The 18,867-nt window shown below is 39.2% G+C and carries 12 protein-coding genes; 8 read left to right on the top strand and 4 right to left on the bottom strand.

Features of this window, described 5'->3' with window-relative positions; genetic code table 11:
- Positions 1–7: 7 nt before the first annotated feature.
- The 4 genes from DWZ47_RS25760 to DWZ47_RS25745 all read right to left on the bottom strand — a co-directional run bounded on the left by DWZ47_RS25760 (position 8) and on the right by DWZ47_RS25745 (position 3,122).
- Entirely contained in the window at positions 8–1,600 is a 1,593-nt protein-coding gene (locus DWZ47_RS25760; RefSeq protein ID WP_004312112.1) for an NADH-quinone oxidoreductase subunit D, read from the bottom strand.
- Positions 1,601–1,682: 82 nt separating this feature from the next.
- On the bottom strand, positions 1,683–2,285 hold the full coding sequence (locus tag DWZ47_RS25755; protein WP_117515150.1) for an NADH-quinone oxidoreductase subunit B: 603 nt from the start codon (positions 2,283–2,285) through the stop codon (positions 1,683–1,685).
- Positions 2,276–2,626 carry an NADH-quinone oxidoreductase subunit A gene (locus DWZ47_RS25750; RefSeq protein ID WP_004312114.1) on the bottom strand — a complete coding sequence of 117 codons (351 nt, stop codon included), beginning with the start codon at positions 2,624–2,626 and terminating at the stop codon, positions 2,276–2,278. The genes DWZ47_RS25755 and DWZ47_RS25750 overlap by 10 nt, the downstream gene beginning before the upstream one ends.
- A 118-nt stretch (positions 2,627–2,744) precedes the next feature.
- A complete protein-coding gene (locus DWZ47_RS25745) occupies positions 2,745–3,122 on the bottom strand; it encodes a hypothetical protein (RefSeq protein WP_004312115.1) in 378 nt (125 codons plus the stop codon).
- A 260-nt stretch (positions 3,123–3,382) separates the two neighbouring features.
- On the opposite strand from DWZ47_RS25745, the gene DWZ47_RS25740 reads away from it, so the two are divergent.
- The 8 genes from DWZ47_RS25740 to DWZ47_RS25705 all read left to right on the top strand — a co-directional run bounded on the left by DWZ47_RS25740 (position 3,383) and on the right by DWZ47_RS25705 (position 18,228).
- A complete protein-coding gene (locus DWZ47_RS25740; protein ID WP_008020697.1) occupies positions 3,383–4,987 on the top strand; it encodes a DUF6377 domain-containing protein in 1,605 nt (534 codons plus the stop codon).
- 192 nt (positions 4,988–5,179) lie between these two features.
- The gene (locus DWZ47_RS25735; protein ID WP_008642111.1) at positions 5,180–5,704 is read left to right on the top strand and encodes an RNA polymerase sigma-70 factor; all 525 of its coding nucleotides are present in this window, start codon (positions 5,180–5,182) and stop codon (positions 5,702–5,704) included.
- 77 nt (positions 5,705–5,781) lie between these two features.
- Positions 5,782–6,012 carry a hypothetical protein gene (locus DWZ47_RS25730; protein WP_004305330.1) on the top strand — a complete coding sequence of 77 codons (231 nt, stop codon included), beginning with the start codon at positions 5,782–5,784 and terminating at the stop codon, positions 6,010–6,012.
- Positions 6,013–6,024: 12 nt separating this feature from the next.
- On the top strand, positions 6,025–8,589 hold the full coding sequence (locus tag DWZ47_RS25725; RefSeq protein WP_117515148.1) for a glycoside hydrolase family 38 C-terminal domain-containing protein: 2,565 nt from the start codon (positions 6,025–6,027) through the stop codon (positions 8,587–8,589).
- An 18-nt stretch (positions 8,590–8,607) separates the two neighbouring features.
- The gene (locus DWZ47_RS25720; protein ID WP_117515146.1) at positions 8,608–10,947 is read left to right on the top strand and encodes a GH92 family glycosyl hydrolase; all 2,340 of its coding nucleotides are present in this window, start codon (positions 8,608–8,610) and stop codon (positions 10,945–10,947) included.
- Positions 10,948–10,995: 48 nt separating this feature from the next.
- The gene (locus tag DWZ47_RS25715) at positions 10,996–14,085 is read left to right on the top strand and encodes a discoidin domain-containing protein (protein WP_117515144.1); all 3,090 of its coding nucleotides are present in this window, start codon (positions 10,996–10,998) and stop codon (positions 14,083–14,085) included.
- 45 nt (positions 14,086–14,130) lie between these two features.
- A complete protein-coding gene (locus DWZ47_RS25710; RefSeq protein ID WP_117515168.1) occupies positions 14,131–15,537 on the top strand; it encodes an SGNH/GDSL hydrolase family protein in 1,407 nt (468 codons plus the stop codon).
- A gap of 9 nt (positions 15,538–15,546) precedes the next feature.
- Positions 15,547–18,228 (top strand): family 78 glycoside hydrolase catalytic domain, encoded by a 2,682-nt coding sequence (locus tag DWZ47_RS25705; RefSeq protein WP_117515142.1) that lies wholly within the window; start codon positions 15,547–15,549, stop codon positions 18,226–18,228.
- Positions 18,229–18,867 lie beyond the last annotated feature (639 nt).

The following is an 18,867-nucleotide window of genomic DNA, read 5'->3' as shown; positions in this document are numbered from 1 at the left end:
TTAAGTATTATCTGTCAATATCCGGAACGACATAATCTATTGTTCCGCCAATAGCAATTAAGTCTGCAATCTTTGTTCCCCGGCAAATGGTGTCAATTGCAGCAACAAGCGGCAATCCCGTAGCACGGTAGTGCAGGCGGTAAGGCGTTTTGTCACCCTGACTTTCCAGGAAGACACCAAATTCACCACGACTTCCTTCTACTGCTGCATAGTAACTGCCTTCCGGAACACGGATGATAGGTTTCATCTTCTCCTGATAAGGTCCCTCGGGAATATTGTCTATTAATTGCTCAATGATGTTCAGACTTTCCATGATCTCATCCATACGCACCAGGTAACGGGCAAAGCAGTCACCTTCCGTATAAACGATTTCTTTGAAATCGACTTTGTCATATACACCGTATGGCATTCGTTTACGTACGTCACACGCCCATCCTGATGCACGGCCTGTACCTCCGGTACAACCGAAAGAGATGGCATCTTCACGGCTTAACACACCGACGCCTTTCATACGGCTCTGTGCGATGATGTTACCCGTGAATATATCGTGATATTCGTGGATAATTCCTCTCATATATGGAATGAACTCTTTTACTCGTTTGACGAAGTTAGGATGAAGATCAGCCTGTACACCGCCAATCGTATTGTAGTTCATAATCAGACGTCCGCCGCAAGTTTCTTCAAAGATATCGAGAATTTTCTCGCGGTCACGGAATCCATAAAAGAATGCTGTCAACGCTCCTAAGTCCATAGCAAGACAAGAGTAGAACAGCAAGTGAGAATCGATACGTTGCAACTCGTCCATTATGGTACGGATGTACTGTACGCGTTCACTGACCTCAATGCCCATGGCTTTTTCAATGCACATACACAATGCATGGCGGTTCTGATGCGCGCCCAAATAGTCCAGACGGTCTGTCAAAGCCAATGTTTGAGGGTAAGTGAGGCTTTCATTCATTTTCTCGATGCCTCGGTGGATATACCCGCAGTTCGCATCAATCTTACGAATAATTTCACCTTCCAGAGAAACACGGAAGCGCATTACACCATGGGTAGCAGGGTGTTGCGGACCGATGTTGACTACATATTCTTCTTCGCCGAACAGTTTCGTCTCTTTGTTCTTGATGGTTCCGTCCGGGTTCAGTTCTATTTCTTGCGTCGTATCAAACGTCTCTTCATTGGTCATGCACAGTGGGTTATCCTTTTCCGGATCGTTATCTTTACGCATTGGATAACCGATCCAATCGTTGCGCAGGTAGAGCCGGCGCATATCAGGATGACCGACAAAGGTGATGCCATAAAAATCAAAAACTTCACGTTCGTAGAAGTCGGCTATCTTCCAGATGTCGCTGACAGACGGAATTTCCGGTAGCTCGCGGTTGGTTGTCGCTGTTTTTAGTGCTATCCGTTCGCCTGTAATGGTAGATTCCAGATGGTAGACTACGCCTAAACCGCGGAGTTTTTCCGGAGCGTCTTTCTCATCGGCTACTCCCCAGTCCATACCGGTGAGGCTTTCGAGAAAGTCCATCTGTTTTTCATTTCGCAAGCGCAGCATCTCGTCGTGTAACGCTGCAGGAGCTATAAATTGTATTTCTTGCATAAATCAAATTAAATTAAGAATGAAAAATTAAGAATGAAAAATCTGCCGGGATGTTGCATGCGAATTCTTCATTCATCATTCATCATTCTTCATTTCTTAAATAATCCGGTTTCTTCTCTTTTCTGTTTACTCCACCAAAGAACTTTTCTATTTTCACTTTGCGTTGCAATTGTATCATGCCATAATAGAATGCTTCAGGACGTGGCGGGCATCCGGGAATATATACATCTACCGGAAGAATCTTGTCCACTCCGTTCACTACGTGATAGGACTTCTTGAAAGGACCTCCGCTGACAGCGCATCCGCCTACGGCAACCACATACTTCGGATCGGGCATCTGGTCGTAAAGTCGTTTCAGTACCGGAGCCATTTTATTGGTGATTGTTCCGCATACCATAATCATATCAGCCTGACGCGGACTGGCACGTGCTACCTCAAACCCAAAGCGGGCCATGTCATAACGCGCGGCACCCAGTGCCATAAATTCGATACCACAACAACTGGTTGCAAAGGTAAGCGGCCACAGTGAATTGCTGCGCCCCCAGTTGATAAAGTCGTCAAGTACTCCGAGGGCAACATTGGCTCCTCCAGCATTAAGTTCTTTGACCAACTTTTCCAATGATTCATTGTCGATAAACTCATCATACGGAATAGATTTTATTTTTGGCTTTTTGGTTATTTCCATTCCAAAGCTCCTTTCCTCCAGGCATAAGCAAGACCTAGAACTAAAATGATAAAGAAGAAGAGAACACTAATAAGTCCCTGTGGTCCCATGTCACGCATAACTACCGCCCACGGAAACAGAAAAGCTGTTTCGACATCGAACATAAGGAATAAGATGGCAAACAAGTAGTAGCCTACACGGAACTGCATCCATGATTTACCACGTGTCGGTATACCACATTCATAAGCCTCAAACTTTTGCAGGTTGTATGAACGGGGAGAGATAGCACGCGAGAGGGCTATTACTACACCGACAAAAGCAAGCGCTGTCAGTAAAACAACAACTAAAAATGTAAAATTCATAATTCAATAGCTGTTTAGATTGAATATTATATAGAAATAAGCAATTAGTCTATTCGCCCTATGGAGAATAAAACCAACTGTAATAAATGACGAGCAAAAGAGTCTACTGTACTGTAGGCTAAATGACAATCTTTCTCAACCCATATATATAATAGGAGATAGGATCGTAATAGTATGTAGGAGAATGGGATGAGACAGGGTAAGGTGGACTTTGATGTTTGTAATGGTCACAGAAATAAGCGATTAACAAAAACATGCTTTTATCTGTCGGAACATGTGCGACGTCTGTATGACTCATATCACAGGTTTGAGTCGTATAAAGATTATAAAGACGTTCCAAAGCATCCTGAATCGGACGATCTTGTGATACATAGCATTTCTCCTGCCGATAAGTCGGGGAGGAAACTTTGCACATATCTTCCATTGCTCCGTTAGTTGCGCAATGGATGAGCAAAGCCAACACTAAAAGTAGTCCGAATTTTAAGCTTTGTTTCATCTTTCTCCTTTAACGGCTGCAAATATAGAACTAATATTTATACTTTTTGCAAAGTCCGTATGGCAAAAAAGCTTTTTTTAACTCCATATCTTTTAGATTCATTTTTTAGTCAGCATGGTTTCACAAATATCATTTAGAATGGGGTAATTTCTCCATCTTCATTTGTTAAAAGATGCAATAAAAAGAATGATTTACGCTCTTTTTTGCGAATTACACAAAGAAAATACATTTTTTTGCAGATTAAGAAAGAATACATGATTATGAAACGCACACTTTGGTTTATATTTTTCCTTCTAAACTCCTTGTTTTACCTCTATGCAGATAGTGAGAATGATTCTTTGTTGAAGGTGTTAGACAAAGTGATTTCTGAACGTTTGATATATACCCAGAAAAAAGAAGCTACCATAAAAGAATTAAAGAAAAAGAAGGTTGGCCTTAATTCGTTGGAGGATATATATAATTTAAATAAAGAGATTATCCATCAATATGAGACTTTTGTCTGTGACTCGGCAGAACAATACATTCATGAAAATATTGATATAGCAAAAACGATCGGTAATAAAGAATATCTTTTGGAAGAGCAGCTCCGGTTGGCTTTTGTCTATTCCTTATCCGGTTTGTTTATTCAAGCAAATGATATTTTTAAGTCGATAAAATGTGCGGATTTACCCGATCATTTGAAAGCTTTGTATTGCTGGAATCGTATACGTTATTATGAAAATCTCATTAAATACACGGACGATGTACGGTTTTCAAACGAGTATATATCGGAAAAAGAGGCTTATCGGGATACTGTGATGAGCATCTTATTTGACCAGTCGGATGAATATAGAAAAGAAAAAGCTGTGAAGCTTCAAGATAAGGGAAGTACCAAAGAGGCTCTTCTGATTTTGACAGAGATATATGATAAACAAGAGCCGGCATCTCATGGATATGCTATGATGGCTATGGGGCTTGCCAGGGCTTATCGGTTGATTGGGAATTATGCACTGGAAGAAAAGTTTCTAATGCTGGCTGCTATGACAGATACAAAACTGGCTGTCAAAGAGAATGAGGCATTATTGACATTGGCAGTTAATTTATATCATAAAGGAGATATAGATAGGGCTTATAACTATATTAAAGTAGCGTTGGATGATGCCATCTTTTATAATTCTCGTTTTAAGAATACAGTAATTGCCCGCATCCATCCGATTATTGAAAATACATACTTGATCCGGTTGGAAAAACAAAAGCAGAACCTCCGTTTCTATATATTTCTGACTAGCTTGTTTGTGGTAGCTCTTGCTATCACCCTGTATTTTACATATAAACAAACAAAAATTGTATCCCGGGCTAAACGGCATCTTAAAGCTATGAATGAGGAACTGGTCGGGCTGAATAAGAATCTCGACGAAGCTAATCTGATCAAGGAAAAATATGTGGGGTATTTTATGAATCAATGTGCCGTTTATATTAATAAACTCGATGAGTACAGGAAGAATGTGAACAGGAAAATCAAGACCGGACAGATTGATGATTTATATAAGTCATCCTCCCGACCTTTTGAAAAGGAACTTGAAGAACTTTATCATAACTTTGATAAAGCGTTCCTTAATTTGTATCCTAACTTTGTGGAAAAGTTCAATTCTTTGTTGAAACCGGAGGAGCGTTATAAACTGGAAAAGGACCAACTGAATACAGAATTACGCATATTTGCATTGATACGGTTAGGAATTACCGATGTTGGACAGATTGCTGTATTTTTGCATTATTCTGTGCAGACAATCTATAATTATAAGAGTAAAGTGAAGAGAATGTCGACTCTTGATAGTAATATCTTTGAGGAGGAGGTAAAAAAGCTTGGTTCTTTGTCTCAAAAATGATTCTATCCGGTTTACCAAAACTAAAAAATGAAATCTTTTTAAAGTGTTGATTATTAGATTTATATACACATATTAATCTCTAAAACGTTTACTTTCCCGCCTACTTCCATTAAGAAGTAGGCTTTTTTCATCTCTATATTTGCATCACAAGATTTTTGATAACTGAATACTAATCTAAAGAAACACACAACTATGAGTTTTTCAGAATTGTATCTTATTTATTATCCCAAACTAGTTCGGTTTGCAAAAGAATTTGTGATGTCGGAAGAGGAGGCTGAGAACATAACACAAGATGTGTTTACAGACTTATGGGAAAAGAGAGAGTCAATGAATCATATTGAGAATATGAATGCTTATCTTTTCAGGCTTGTAAGAAACAAATGTTTGGATTATTTAAAGCATAAAGTATTCGAGCAAAAGTATGTCGAGAATGTGAAGGCTTCTTTTGAGATTGAGTTGAATCTGAAATTGCAATCTTTGGATCGTTTTGATGTATATGATATATCAGAAAGAAATCAGATGGAGAACCTGATACGGGATGCTATCAATAGTTTGCCTAAAAGATGTCGTGACATATTTTTGTTAAGTCGCATGGAAGGATTGAAGTATAGGGAAATATCCGAACGTTTGGGCATTTCGGTAAATACAGTGGAATGTCAGATGGGAATAGCACTAAAAAAGTTGAGAGCAAAACTCAATGTGACATTGGCTGCATAACTTTTTAATGAATTTATCGGTATTTTTTAGGGGTATTTATTGAGATAATCGTTCTTTGATAAAAAAGGACTGTGTATATGGAGAATTGTCTGAATAAATATTTTGCGGATGAATTTACTTCTGATGAAAAAACAGAGTTTCTCATAGAAGTGGAAAACAACGAAAGGCTGAAGGAAGAATTTATAGAAAATCAGAATTTGCTGGCACTCGTTGATTGGATATCTCCGGAATATGAAAATAATAAAGAAGTTGTCCAACATAAATTATATGAATTTATGCGTAGAATGGAGCAACACAAAGATAAATAGCTTTAGGATACTATGAGTAAAATTTATATCATATTACTGACTGTTTTCTTTTATGCAAATGTTTATTCTCAACAAGCTTATTTTGTTGATGGGTATCATGGCGGGATATATGGACATTATCCGGTAAAGTGGAAAACTCAATTTATTGTGGATCAGCTGGCTATGCATCCGGACTGGCGGATTTGTATGGAGATAGAGCCTGAAACATGGGATACAGTCAGAGTACAGACTCCGGAGGCTTATTTGCGTTTTAAAGAGATGGCTACTAGTAATCAGGTAGAGTTTACGAATCCTACTTATGCACAGCCTTATTGCTATAATATCTCGGGAGAGAGTATAATAAGACAGTTTCAATATGGTATTGCTAAAATAAACAAACATTTTCCGGAGGTAGATTTTGTAACCTATTCGGTAGAAGAACCTTGCTTCACAAGTTGCTTGCCACAAATCCTTAAACAATTCGGCTTTAAATATGCTGTATTAAAATGTCCCAACACCTGTTGGGGAGGGTATACTGCTGCTTATGGCGGAGAATTGGTTAATTGGGTGGGACCGGACGGGACTGCAATATTGACTGTTCCCAGATATGCTTGTGAAAAACTGGAGCCGGGATCAACTTGGCAGACAACTGCTTGGGGAAATTCGGATGCTTATTTAAAAGATTGCCGTAACGCAGGTATCAAGCATCCTGTTGGTATGTGTTTTCAGGATGCGGGATGGAAAAACGGCCCATGGCTGGGAAGTGGAAAGAACACAAAAAATAACTCTATATATATGACATGGAGAGATTATATTGAAAATGTCTCCATCGGAAAAACGGATGATAATTGGTCTTTTTCACAGGAAGATATACATGTGAATCTTATGTGGGGAAGTCAGGTTTTGCAAAAAATAGCGCAAGAAGTACGCGTTTCAGAAAATAGAATTGTCATGGCAGAGAAAATGTCTGTAATGGCTTATCTGGAAAATAAATATATTTGTCGACAGGCAGATATGGATGAGGCTTGGCGTACACTGATGTTGGCACAACATCATGATTCATGGATTGTGCCTTATAATGGACTGAATAGGAAAGGAACATGGGCTGATCAGATTAAGCGATGGACAGACAGTACCAATCATCTTGCAGATGGAATTATTGAGGCATCTATGCGGAGCTTTAATGAAAAGTTTATTCCGCAAAATAATGCTCAACAGCAATATATACGTGTTTTTAATACATTAGGAATGAGAAGAAAGGAAATCGTAAGTGTTCTTCTGCCTACGGAATTTGAAAATGCGGATTTAAGTGTTTATGACTGGAAAGGTAAAGATATAGGTTGTTTGGTAGAAAATGGAGGTAAAGAGATAAGATTATTTTTTGAGGCAGAGATTCCTCCCTTTGGTTATTCCACGTATTGTATAAAAAAGAAAGAAGCCGGTAAGAAAGAGGCTTCGGAGAGTAGATTCGTTTTGGAAGGTAATAAGGTGAATAAACAGGAATACGTGGTTGAAAATGATATGTATAAAATTGTTTTTGACTTATCAAAGGGAGGAACCATAAAAAGCCTGATAGCTAAAAAAGAAGGGAATAAGGATTTTGCAGGTAAAACGGAGAAATATGCCTTAGGGGAGCTACGAGGCTTTTTTTATGAAGAAGGTAAATTTCGTTCTTCTATAGAGACTCCGGCCAAGCTGACAGTAGTAAGGGATAATGTATATGAGCAAAAAATTAAGATAGAGGGTGAGATTGCTTCCCATCCGTTTACACAAGTAATCACTCTCACTAAAGGAACGAGACGGATCGATTTTGATTTGACGGTTGACTGGAAAAAGAATGTAGGTATTGGTGAATATAAAGAGGAACGTTGGCGTGATAATCGTCGAGCTTATTGTGACGATCGGTTTAAACTAAGTGTATTATTCCCGACTGATTTACATGCTCCCCGCGTTTACAAAAATGCACCGTTTGACGTATGCGAAAGCAAACTGACTGATACTTTCTTTGGTTCTTGGGATCAAATTAAACATAATATTATACTTCATTGGGTTGACTTGGCTGAACAGGAAGGCGACTATGCTCTGGCTTTATTATCAGATCATACTACTTCTTATTCTTATGGAGAGGACTATCCATTAGGACTGACTGCTCAATATTCGGGTGGAGGACTTTGGGGACCTGATTATAAAATAACACACCCTTTGAGGATGAAGTATGCAATTATACCTCATCGTGGCAAATGGGACAAAGCATCAATCGCAGATGATAGCGATTGTTGGAATGAACCATTGCTGCATTCTTGCTATCCAGTGGCAAAACCGGAATCGAAATCATTTATTGATTTACAGAATACTGGTTATCAAGTGAGTGCTCTTCAAATGAAAGATGGAAAGGTACTATTGCGCCTGTTCAATTCTGAAGGGGACGAAAAATTACAAAAGGTTACCATTGACATGCCATTATCCGGAGTGGAGGAAGTTGATTTGAATGGACAATGTATCGAAAGAAAGAAGATAAAAACACGTGCAGGTAAATCGGAAATGATGATTTCAATGCCTCGGTTTGGTATTAAGACTTTCGTTCTTAGTTTGACTTAAAATAATTAGATTATTGTTATGTATAAAGCGACTGCTAATCTTTTAATTGTTTGCTTTTTGTGTTGGATGACGGGTTGCTCATCAACCAATACCGTATCGGAAGATTGGGTTCCGACCGATTATGTAAACCCGTTTATTGGTGCCAGTACTAGTGTAGGGGCTGCCGGTGTTTATCACGGATTAGGTAAAACTTTTCCCGGAGCTACGACTCCGTATGGTATGGTACAGGTTAGTCCTAATACAATAACGGGAGGTGATAACGGTTCCGGATACAGTGATGAACATAAGACAATCGAAGGATTTGCCTTTACCCAGATGAGTGGTGTGGGATGGTTTGGTGATTTGGGCAATTTTCTTGTGATGCCTACAACTGGTGAATTATATAAAGTGGCAGGTAAAGAGAATAATGATAGTATAAAAGGATATCGTTCGGCTTATAACAAAGCCACTGAAACGGCTAAGGCCGGATATTATTCGGTAGAATTGACTGATTATCATATCAAAGTAGAAAGTAGCGCGACACCACACTGTGGAATTTTACATTTTACTTATCCTTCTAGTGACCAATCGCGTATTCAGATTGATTTAGCTCGTAGAGTAGGGGGAACATCTACTTCACAGTATATTAAAGTTGTAGATGATTACACTATTCAAGGATGGATGAAGTGCACACCTGATGGTGGTGGATGGGGTAATGGTGAAGGAAAAGCCGATTATACCGTTTATTATTATGCACAATTTAGTAAACCTTTGACTAATTATGGCTTTTGGAGTGCAGATATTCCCGAACATTGGGTTCGGAAACGTGATGAAGTAGTGAGTATTCCTTATTTGACTCGTGTATCACAAGCTCCGGTTATAAAAGACAAGAAAGAACTGACGGGTAAACATCTGGGCTTTTTTACTGAATTTCCAACGAAGGAGGGAGAGACTGTAGAGATGAAAGTTGGTATCTCTTTTGTTGATATGGAGGGTGCTGCAAATAACTTTGAACAAGAAATAGCCTCTAAAAATTTTGGACAAGTAAAGCAGGAAGCCACTGAATTGTGGAATAAAGAACTTAATCGTGTCCGGATATCCGGTGGTACGGATGATGAAAAAACGATATTCTATACTGCCATGTATCATACGATGATTGATCCTCGTATCTATACAGATGTAGACGGACGTTATGTAGGTGGTGATTATAAAATACATACGGCTGACAGCACTTTTACAAAACGTACTATATTCAGCGGATGGGATGTATTTCGTAGTCAGTTTCCTTTGCAGACTATAATTAATCCGCGTTTAGTAAGTGATGAACTGAACTCATTGATTACTATGGCAGATCAGAGTGGGCGCGAATACTATGAACGTTGGGAATTGCTGAATTCCTATTCCGGCTGTATGTTGGGAAATCCTGCTTTGTCTGTTTTGGCGGATGCTTATATCAAAGGGATTCGTACGTATGATGCAGAGAAAGCATATCGTTATGCCGTTAACACATCCCGTCGTTTTGGTAATGATTCATTGGGGTATGCTCCGGAACCATTGAGTATTTCAACCACTTTGGAGTATGCTTATACTGATTGGTGTATATCTCAATTAGCGAAAGCTATGGGGAAAGAAGACGATGCCAAATGTTTCTATGAAAAGGGACAGGCATATCATTCTATTTTTGATAAAGAAAAGGGGTGGTTCCGTCCCCGTAAAGCAGATGGAACATGGGTAGAATGGCCGGAGAATGCACGTCTTAAAGAATGGTATGGGTGTATAGAAGCAAACTCTTATCAGCAAGGTTGGTTTGTACCTCACGATGTTCCGGGAATGGTGAATTTGATGGGTGGTAAGGAGAAAGTTATTGCGGATTTAACAGATTTCTTTAATAAAACTCCTTCTAATATGCTGTGGAATGAATATTATAACCATGCGAATGAACCTGTGCACTTCGTTCCTTTTTTGTTCAATCAGCTTGAAGTTCCCTGGTATACTCAAAAATGGACACGCTATACATGTGAAAAGGCTTATGCAAACAAAGTTGAAGGAATTGTTGGCAATGAAGATGTAGGTCAGATGTCGGCGTGGTATATGTTGGCTGCTTCCGGTATTCATCCTTCCTGTCCGGGAAATACACGTATGGAGATTACAAGTCCGGTTTTTGATAAAGTAGAGTTCAATCTTGATCCCAGCTATTATACTGGTAAGAAATTCACGGTGATAGCTCATAATAACAGCATAAATAACGTCTATATACAAAAAGCCTTGTTGAACGGTCAGGAATACAATAAATGTTATCTTGATTTTGCGGACATTGCAGCCGGAGGTACATTGGAGCTGTTTATGGGTGATAAACCTAATGTTGAGTGGGGACTTTGATTGAATAACATACTCTAAAACAAATTGTTACTTTAAAATCTTGATAGTATGATGAATAAACTTGGGATTATCATTGTATCGGTTATATTGGCTCTAATCCAGACAGGGTGTGCAGAGCAGAGTACATGGATGTCTTTGAACAGCTCTAATCCTCGGATTATCTGGGAAGTGAAACCCCAGGCAGATTTAGAGAACATAACCGGAGAACAGATTTCTACTCCGGAATTTAAAATGTCCGATTACGTTAAAGGTGTGGTTCCCGGAACTGTTTTTACTGCTTATGTTGAAGCAGGAATCGTTCCTGATCCTAATTATGCCGATAATATTTATAAAGTAGACGAAACGTTTTATAACCGTCCTTTCTGGTATCGTACGGAATTCGAACTCCCGTCTTCTTATTCGGAAGGGAAGCGGGTATGGCTTCATTTCGACAATACGAACCGTTTTGCCGATTTCTATTTTAATGGCGAGAAGATATCAGGAACAAAAACATCTACTAAAGATGTAAGCGGTCACATGTTACGTTCGAAGTTTGATGTAACTAATCTGATAAAGAAATCCGGTAAGAATGTGATAGCTGTTCTGATTACCGATGCCGATCAGAAAAAGACGCGTAAGGCTAAAGACCCGTATGGAGTTGCGTGTAGCCCCAGTTATCTGGCTGGTGCCGGTTGGGACTGGATGCCATACGTACCGGGACGTCTGGCTGGTATCACAGGCAATGCTTATCTTGTGGTAACAGGAGATGTAGTGATGGAAGATCCTTGGGTACGTTCAGAGTTACCGACCTTGCAGAAAGCAGAGCTTTCTGTCTCAACAGATATTAGAAATGCTTCTTCTTCCCCCAAAGATGTCGTTGTATCCGGAGTGATTCAGCCGGGGAATATTTCTTTCTCTAAAGACATTCGGGTAGAAGGAGGAACAACAGCCAGACTATCTATTAACAAAGATGACATAACGCAATTGGTCGTTGACCATCCGAAACTTTGGTGGCCGAATGGTTATGGTGATCCCAATCTTTATACTTGTAAGCTAACTTGTTCTGTAGATGGAAAAGTGTCGGATGTAAAAGAAATGACGTTCGGTATCAAGAAGTATGAGTATAAAATGGTCGATAATGTAGTGGGATATCCTGTTCTTACATTCTTTATCAACGGACAGAAGATCTATCTGAAAGGTGGAAACTGGGGAATGAGCGAATATCTGCTTCGCTGCCAGGGTAAAGAGTATGAAACGAAAATCAGACTTCATAAGGAAATGAATTACAATATGATCCGTCTATGGACAGGGTGTGTTACTGATGATGAGTTTTATGATTATTGTGATAAATATGGGATTATGGTATGGAATGATTTCTGGTTATATGTAGCATACAATGATGTGGCTCAACCGGAAGCATTTAAAGCGAATGCTCTTGATAAAGTCAGACGTCTTAGAAACCATCCTTCCATTGCTATTTGGTGTGGAGCAAATGAAACGCATCCGACAACTGATTTGGATAATTACCTGCGTGAAATGATTGCGAAAGAGGACAATAATGACCGTATGTATAAGTCTTGCTCCAATCAGGATGGACTGTCCGGAAGTGGTTGGTGGGGAAATCAACCTCCAAGACACCATTTTGAAACTTCAGGCAGTAATCTGGCATTTAATACACCGGCTTATCCATACGGTATTGATCACGGTTACGGTATGCGTACAGAAATAGGAACGGCTACTTTCCCGACATTTGAAAGCATCAAAGAGTTTATCCCGGAAAAAGACTGGTGGCCTCTGCCTACTGATGAGCAGTTGAAGAATGATGATGACAATGTATGGAACAAACATTTCTTCGGTAAGGAAGCGTCTAATGCCAACCCGGTTAATTATAAGAATTCAGTGAACACACAGTACGGAGAATCATCCGGATTGGAAGAATTCTGCGAGAAAGCGCAAATGCTGAATCTCGAAGTGATGAAAGGTATGTATGAGGCTTGGAACGATAAGATGTGGAATGATGCAGCCGGACTTCTGATCTGGATGAGCCATCCGGCTTATCCCTCGTTTGTATGGCAGACTTATGACTATTATTATGATCCTACAGGTGCTTATTGGGGAGCAAAAAAGGCTTGTGAACCTTTACATATCCAATGGAATGCTTCCAATAACAATATAAAAGTAATAAATACTACAGCAGAGGACTTGAAAGGTGCAATAGCTAAAGCTGCAATTTACAACTTGAATGGAAAAGAAGTGCCTGCATACGGACAGACAAAACAGGTCGATGTGGCAGCCAGCAACATTGCAGAAGCATTTTCTTTGAACTTTAACCCTTTCAATCTGGCTTATGGAAAGAAGGCTGTAGCTTCTTCTTCAACAGGTGCCTCTAAAAGTGCTTCAATGGTTACTGACGGAGGAGCCGGAAGTCGTTGGGAAAGTGCATACAGTGATCCTCAATGGATATACATTGATCTTGGTAAAGAAGAAAAGATAGAAAAGGTTATTTTGAAATGGGAGGCAGCTTGTGCTAAGAAATACGAACTGCAAGTATCGAATGATGCGCAAGAATGGAAAACCGTTTATGCCAACAAAGATGGAAGAGGTGGTACTGAACAGATTGAATTGGAACCTGTTACAGCACGTTATGTGAAATTGGCAGGCATCAGCCGTGCCACACAGTTTGGATATTCTTTGTTCGAATTCGAAATCTACGGTGAGAAACCAAAAGAGATAGAAGAACTGACTCCGCTTCATTTTATCAAGTTGGAACTGATAGATGCCAAAGGTAATTTAATCTCTGAAAACTTCTATTGGCGGAATGGCGTGAGAGATCTTGACTATACATTGCTGAACACACTTCCGGAAGTTGCTTTGTCTTGCCGATTGGTGGATAAATCGATGTCTGACGGAAGGATGAAGATAGCTGTAAAGAACAATTCCGAGACTGTGGCTTTTGCTAATCGGGTGAGGCTTGTTAATAAGGCTACGCAAAAACGAATACTTCCAATTATTATGTCCGATAATTATGTGACGTTGATGCCGGGCGAAGAAAAGGTTATCACTATGGAGGCGACTCCCGAACTGTTGAAAGGAGGCGTAAGTGTATTGGTGAAACAGTATGGGAAAGCAGAGAAGAATAAGCTGGATATAGCAGATTGATTGTTATACGGTTATCTTTATGGTTTGATTAAAAGAATAAAGAAAATGGCTAATAGACTAAAAATGAGGATACTTTTGTTGTTATCTTTAGTTTATATAAATTGCGATTACTTACAGGCACAAACAACAATACCTCGGTTTGAAGAAGGGGAACGTGTGGTATTTGTAGGAAACAGCATTACTCACGGCGGACATTATCATTCATTTATCTGGTTGTATTACATGACTCGTTTCCCGGATAAACCGATTACTATCATGAATGCCGGAATTGGTGGAGAGAGTGCGTGGGATATGAAGGATCGCTTGGACTATGATGTTTTCAACAGGAAACCAACTTATGTGACTCTAACTTTCGGTATGAATGATACCGGTTATGATATTTACATGAAAGACGATGCAAAAGAACTGTCGAAACAACGGATTGCAAAGTCATTGGAAAGCTATCGGGAAATAGAAGAACGCTTACTGGCTAAAAATAAAATAAAGAAAGTTTTGATTGGTGGTTCTCCTTATGATGAGACTTCCCGGTTTAATAATTTTATATTGCATAATAAGAATAACGCCATTTTAAAAATCATAGATGCCCAACGTACATCGGCTAAAAAGAATGGCTGGGGTTTTGTTGATTTTAACCAACCGATGCGTGAGATAAGCAGAAAGGAGCAGGAGGCAGATTCTACATTTACATTCTGCAGGATAGATAGAATTCATCCGGATAATGACGGACAGATGGTTATGGCCTATTTGTTTCTGAAAGCACAGGGACTGGCTGGGGATGAAGTGTCATCAGTATCTATTGATGCATATCATTCATCTGTAATAACCCATAAGAACTGTAAGATTTCAAAACTAAAAAAGAACGGAGCTGATCTGACTTTTGATTATCTGGCGTATGCTCTTCCTTATCCGCTGGATTCTATTTCTAGAAGTGGCTGGGGAAATAAAAGGTCACAACGCGATGCAATGCAGTTGGTTCCATTTATGGAAGAGTTTAATCAGGAACGTTTTCAGGTAACAAACTTAGAGAAAGGAATGTATCGGTTAACTATAGACAATCAGTTTATTGACAATCTCTCATCCGAAAAGTTGGCGAATGGAGTGAATTTGGCAGATTACCCGAATACTCCCCAATATCAACAAGCTGCGAAAATCATGTATCTGAATGAAGAACGATTTGAAGTGGAGAAACGTTTCAGAGAATACTTGTGGACCGAATATTCATTCCTGAAAAAGGAAGGATTACTGTTTGCTGATGATCAGAAAGCTATTGATAAACTAAAAGAATATTTACCTAAAGATGGTTTTCTTAGGATGAGCTACGACTGGTATATAAAAGCGATGAATCCCGAAATACGGGAGGTTTGGAGTAATTATATGAAGACTATTGTTGAAACAATTTATAAAATCAATAAACCTGTCACTCATAAAGTGAGGCTGGCAAGAGTTGAATAATAATAGAAGATGAATAGAATGAAACGATTGCTATGTTTAGGTTTGATTTGTTATTTCTGTTGTCTGTCGATGATAGTATATGGAAATGAGAAAACTTCGCCTTTCTATTTGGCGGAATTAAAATGTGAGAATCTTATTGATCCTTTGGGGATTGATAATGTAACTCCTCACTTTAGTTGGAAGTTAAAGGGGGACGGCTGGAAAGACGGGCAAACTTATTATGAAATACAGGTAGCTTCGGATAGTATTCTGTTGGTGCAGAATAAAGCTGATTTATGGAATACCGGAAAATTGAAATCCAAAACTTCGGTTATGGTACCTTATCGAGGGAAGACTTTAACTTCTCGTTCTTTGTGTTATTGGCGGGTACGTGTTTGGGATGCTAAAAAACAAGCTTCATCATGGAGTCCTGTTGCCCGTTTTGGAGTTGGCATCTTGGATCAGTCACAGATGCAAGGAGAATATATAGGGGCTTCTGTTGAAGGTGGTAAGATTTGTGCTCCTATTCTTCGCAAAAAAGTGAAACTGACTCAAGGGGAGACTTCTTTCTTGCATGTAAACACGTTAGGTTATCACGAAATTTATATCAATGGGAGAAAGGTTGGGGAGGACGTTCTGACCCCTGCTGTATCACATTTATCTAAACGTTCACTAATTGTTACTTATGATATTACTCCTTATTTAAGAGAAGGAGACAATGATTTGCTTATCTGGCTGGGACAAGGTTGGTATAAAACGACGACTTTCGGAGCAGCTTATGAAGGTCCGCTGGTAAAAGCAGAATTGGATGTGTTGAGAAATGGTAAATGGGAAGTCGTAACGAAGACAGACGGATCATGGTACGGACGTGAAAGTGGCTATTCTGATATAGGTACTTGGCGTGCTTTGCAGTTTGGAGGTGAGAGGGTGGATGGAAGGATTCTTCCGCGAGACCTTTCAACACAGGCTTTAGACAAAATGAAATGGATTCCTGTTGTGAAAGTGAATGTTCCCGATCATATCGCTTCCCCTCAAATGTGTGAGATAAACAAGATACATCAGATTTTGCAGGCTGTTTCTGTAAAGAAGCTGGGTGAAAGTCTCTGGCTGGTAGATATGGGGAAGGTTCAGACCGGATGGTTTGAGATGCAAATGCCTATATTGCCGGCAGGTCATGAAGTTATTATGGAATATAGTGATAATTTGACGAAAGACGGTGAATTTGACAAGCAAGGTGAAAGTGATATTTATATATCTGGTGGTAAGCAAGGAGAATACTTCAGAAATAAATTCAATCATCACGCTTTTCGATATGTGCGCATCTCCAATCTTCCTCAAAAACCGGAAACAGGTGCTATGAAATCTCTGCAGATTTATGGAGATTATAAACAGACCGCAACTTTTGAATGTTCGGATGCCGACTTGAATGCTATTCACCAAATGATTCAGTATACGATGAAATGTCTGACTTTTAGTGGATATATGGTAGACTGTCCGCATTTGGAACGTGCAGGATATGGTGGTGATGGAAACTCCTCAACGATGTCTTTGCAAACGATGTACGATGTAGCCCCTACTTTTGAAAACTGGGTGCAAACATGGGGAGACTCCATGCGTGAAGGAGGAAGTTTACCGCATGTTGGTCCTAATCCGGGTGCCGGTGGCGGCGGTCCGTATTGGTGCGGATTTTTTGTACAAGCTCCCTGGAGAACGTATGTCAACTATAGTGATTCCCGCTTGATTGAGAAGTATTATTCTCAAATGAAAGAGTGGTTTAAGTATGTTGATAAATATACAGTAGATGGTTTGCTGAAACGTTGGCCCGATACCAAATACCGTGACTGGTATTTGGGTGATTGGCTGGCACCCATGGGAGTAGATGCAGGTAATCAGGCTTCAGTGGATTTGGTAAGTAACTGTTTTATCAGCGAATGCTTGAGCACTATGTATAAGACAGCCTTAACATTAGGAAACAAAGAAGAGGCGGAAGAGTTTGCTATTCGTAGAGAAAAACTTAACAAGTTGATTCATCAGACGTTCTACCGTGCAGATGAAGGGATCTATTCTACCGGTTCACAATTGGATATGTGCTATCCTATGTTGGTAGGTGTTGTACCTGATTCTTTGTACAATAAAGTGAAAGAGAATGTCGTTACGATGACCGAAGAAAAATATAAAGGACATATTGCTGTTGGTCTGGTTGGAGTACCTATTTTGACAGAATGGGCTGTTCGGAATAAACAAGTGGATTTCTTCTATCAAATGATGAAGAAACGTGATTATCCCGGTTATCTGTATATGATTGATCATGGTGCGACAGCGACTTGGGAATATTGGAGCGGAGAACGAAGTCGTGTGCACAATTGTTACAATGGAATTGGTACTTGGTTTTATCAGGCTGTAGGAGGAATACGTCTTGACGAGGCTAAACCTGGATATCGTCACTTCTATGTCGATCCTCAAATTCCAAACGGTGTGACCTGGGCAAAAGTAACGAAAGAATCACCTTATGGCACAATTGCTGTTAATTGGAAGTTGAAAGATGATAATCAGTTGAATCTTCAATTGACAGTTCCTGCCGGAACAACGGCTACAGTTTGCATCCCTAATAATGCTGTCTCATGTAAAAAGAATAAGAAGAAAGTGAGCGTTAAGGAGCAGACTGTTGATGTAGAAGCAGGGCATTATGATTTTCTATTTAATTTGAAATAGATACCCTACTAGAGTGTTTTTATGATTTTCATTTCTCATATTCTCATTCATTAATCATAAATAGCAGAAAACTAATAGAATAGACTATGAGAAATGATTTCTAAGACGGCATTTCTCATAGTTTTTCCGTCAAATACCCCGTATTTTACCTTGTTTCTCATACTTGTTGGATTCATTTCTCATAGTGTTTTTCCAATCAACCTATACAAGAATAAAGAAACAACTAGTCAACCATTATCAGGGAAGTACATATTCTCCTTGTCCCATATATTGTGGGAAAGTATTCCCTACCAGTAGGGAAAAGATTCTCTTATTTTGTGGGAATAAATTCTCATAATATTAGGGAACATTTTCCCATAATATATGGGACAATCGGAACTACAGTTTATCTTCAACCAGAAAAAAGGAGAAGTATAGTATTTAACTATGAGAAATACTCTGAAATACTATGAGAATAAGGTGAATTTTAAGCTAAAATAGAAGGTGTATTATGAGAAATGCCGTCTTAGAAAGTATTTCTCATAAGCTATTTATTTGACTATTTGTTGTTTATCAGTCACCTATGAGAATATGAGAAATGAAATTTAAAAATCTGGTTCTTCGTCAAATTTGGTGGTACTTCTTCTATTGTGAATAAAT

The organism is Bacteroides sp. AF32-8BH (assembly GCF_003435205.1).
Lineage (GTDB): Bacteria > Bacteroidota > Bacteroidia > Bacteroidales > Bacteroidaceae > Bacteroides > Bacteroides ovatus.
This window is presented reverse-complemented; position numbering and strand designations above follow the sequence as displayed.

Coding starts and splice junctions, on each gene's coding strand:
- DWZ47_RS25760 (WP_004312112.1), bottom strand. CDS start 1,600: ATGCAAGAAATACAATTTATAGCTCCTGCAGCGTTACACGACGAGATG.
- DWZ47_RS25755 (WP_117515150.1), bottom strand. CDS start 2,285: ATGGAAATAACCAAAAAGCCAAAAATAAAATCTATTCCGTATGATGAG.
- DWZ47_RS25750 (WP_004312114.1), bottom strand. CDS start 2,626: ATGAATTTTACATTTTTAGTTGTTGTTTTACTGACAGCGCTTGCTTTT.
- DWZ47_RS25745 (WP_004312115.1), bottom strand. CDS start 3,122: ATGAAACAAAGCTTAAAATTCGGACTACTTTTAGTGTTGGCTTTGCTC.
- DWZ47_RS25740 (WP_008020697.1), top strand. CDS start 3,383: ATGAAACGCACACTTTGGTTTATATTTTTCCTTCTAAACTCCTTGTTT.
- DWZ47_RS25735 (WP_008642111.1), top strand. CDS start 5,180: ATGAGTTTTTCAGAATTGTATCTTATTTATTATCCCAAACTAGTTCGG.
- DWZ47_RS25730 (WP_004305330.1), top strand. CDS start 5,782: ATGGAGAATTGTCTGAATAAATATTTTGCGGATGAATTTACTTCTGAT.
- DWZ47_RS25725 (WP_117515148.1), top strand. CDS start 6,025: ATGAGTAAAATTTATATCATATTACTGACTGTTTTCTTTTATGCAAAT.
- DWZ47_RS25720 (WP_117515146.1), top strand. CDS start 8,608: ATGTATAAAGCGACTGCTAATCTTTTAATTGTTTGCTTTTTGTGTTGG.
- DWZ47_RS25715 (WP_117515144.1), top strand. CDS start 10,996: ATGATGAATAAACTTGGGATTATCATTGTATCGGTTATATTGGCTCTA.
- DWZ47_RS25710 (WP_117515168.1), top strand. CDS start 14,131: ATGGCTAATAGACTAAAAATGAGGATACTTTTGTTGTTATCTTTAGTT.
- DWZ47_RS25705 (WP_117515142.1), top strand. CDS start 15,547: ATGAATAGAATGAAACGATTGCTATGTTTAGGTTTGATTTGTTATTTC.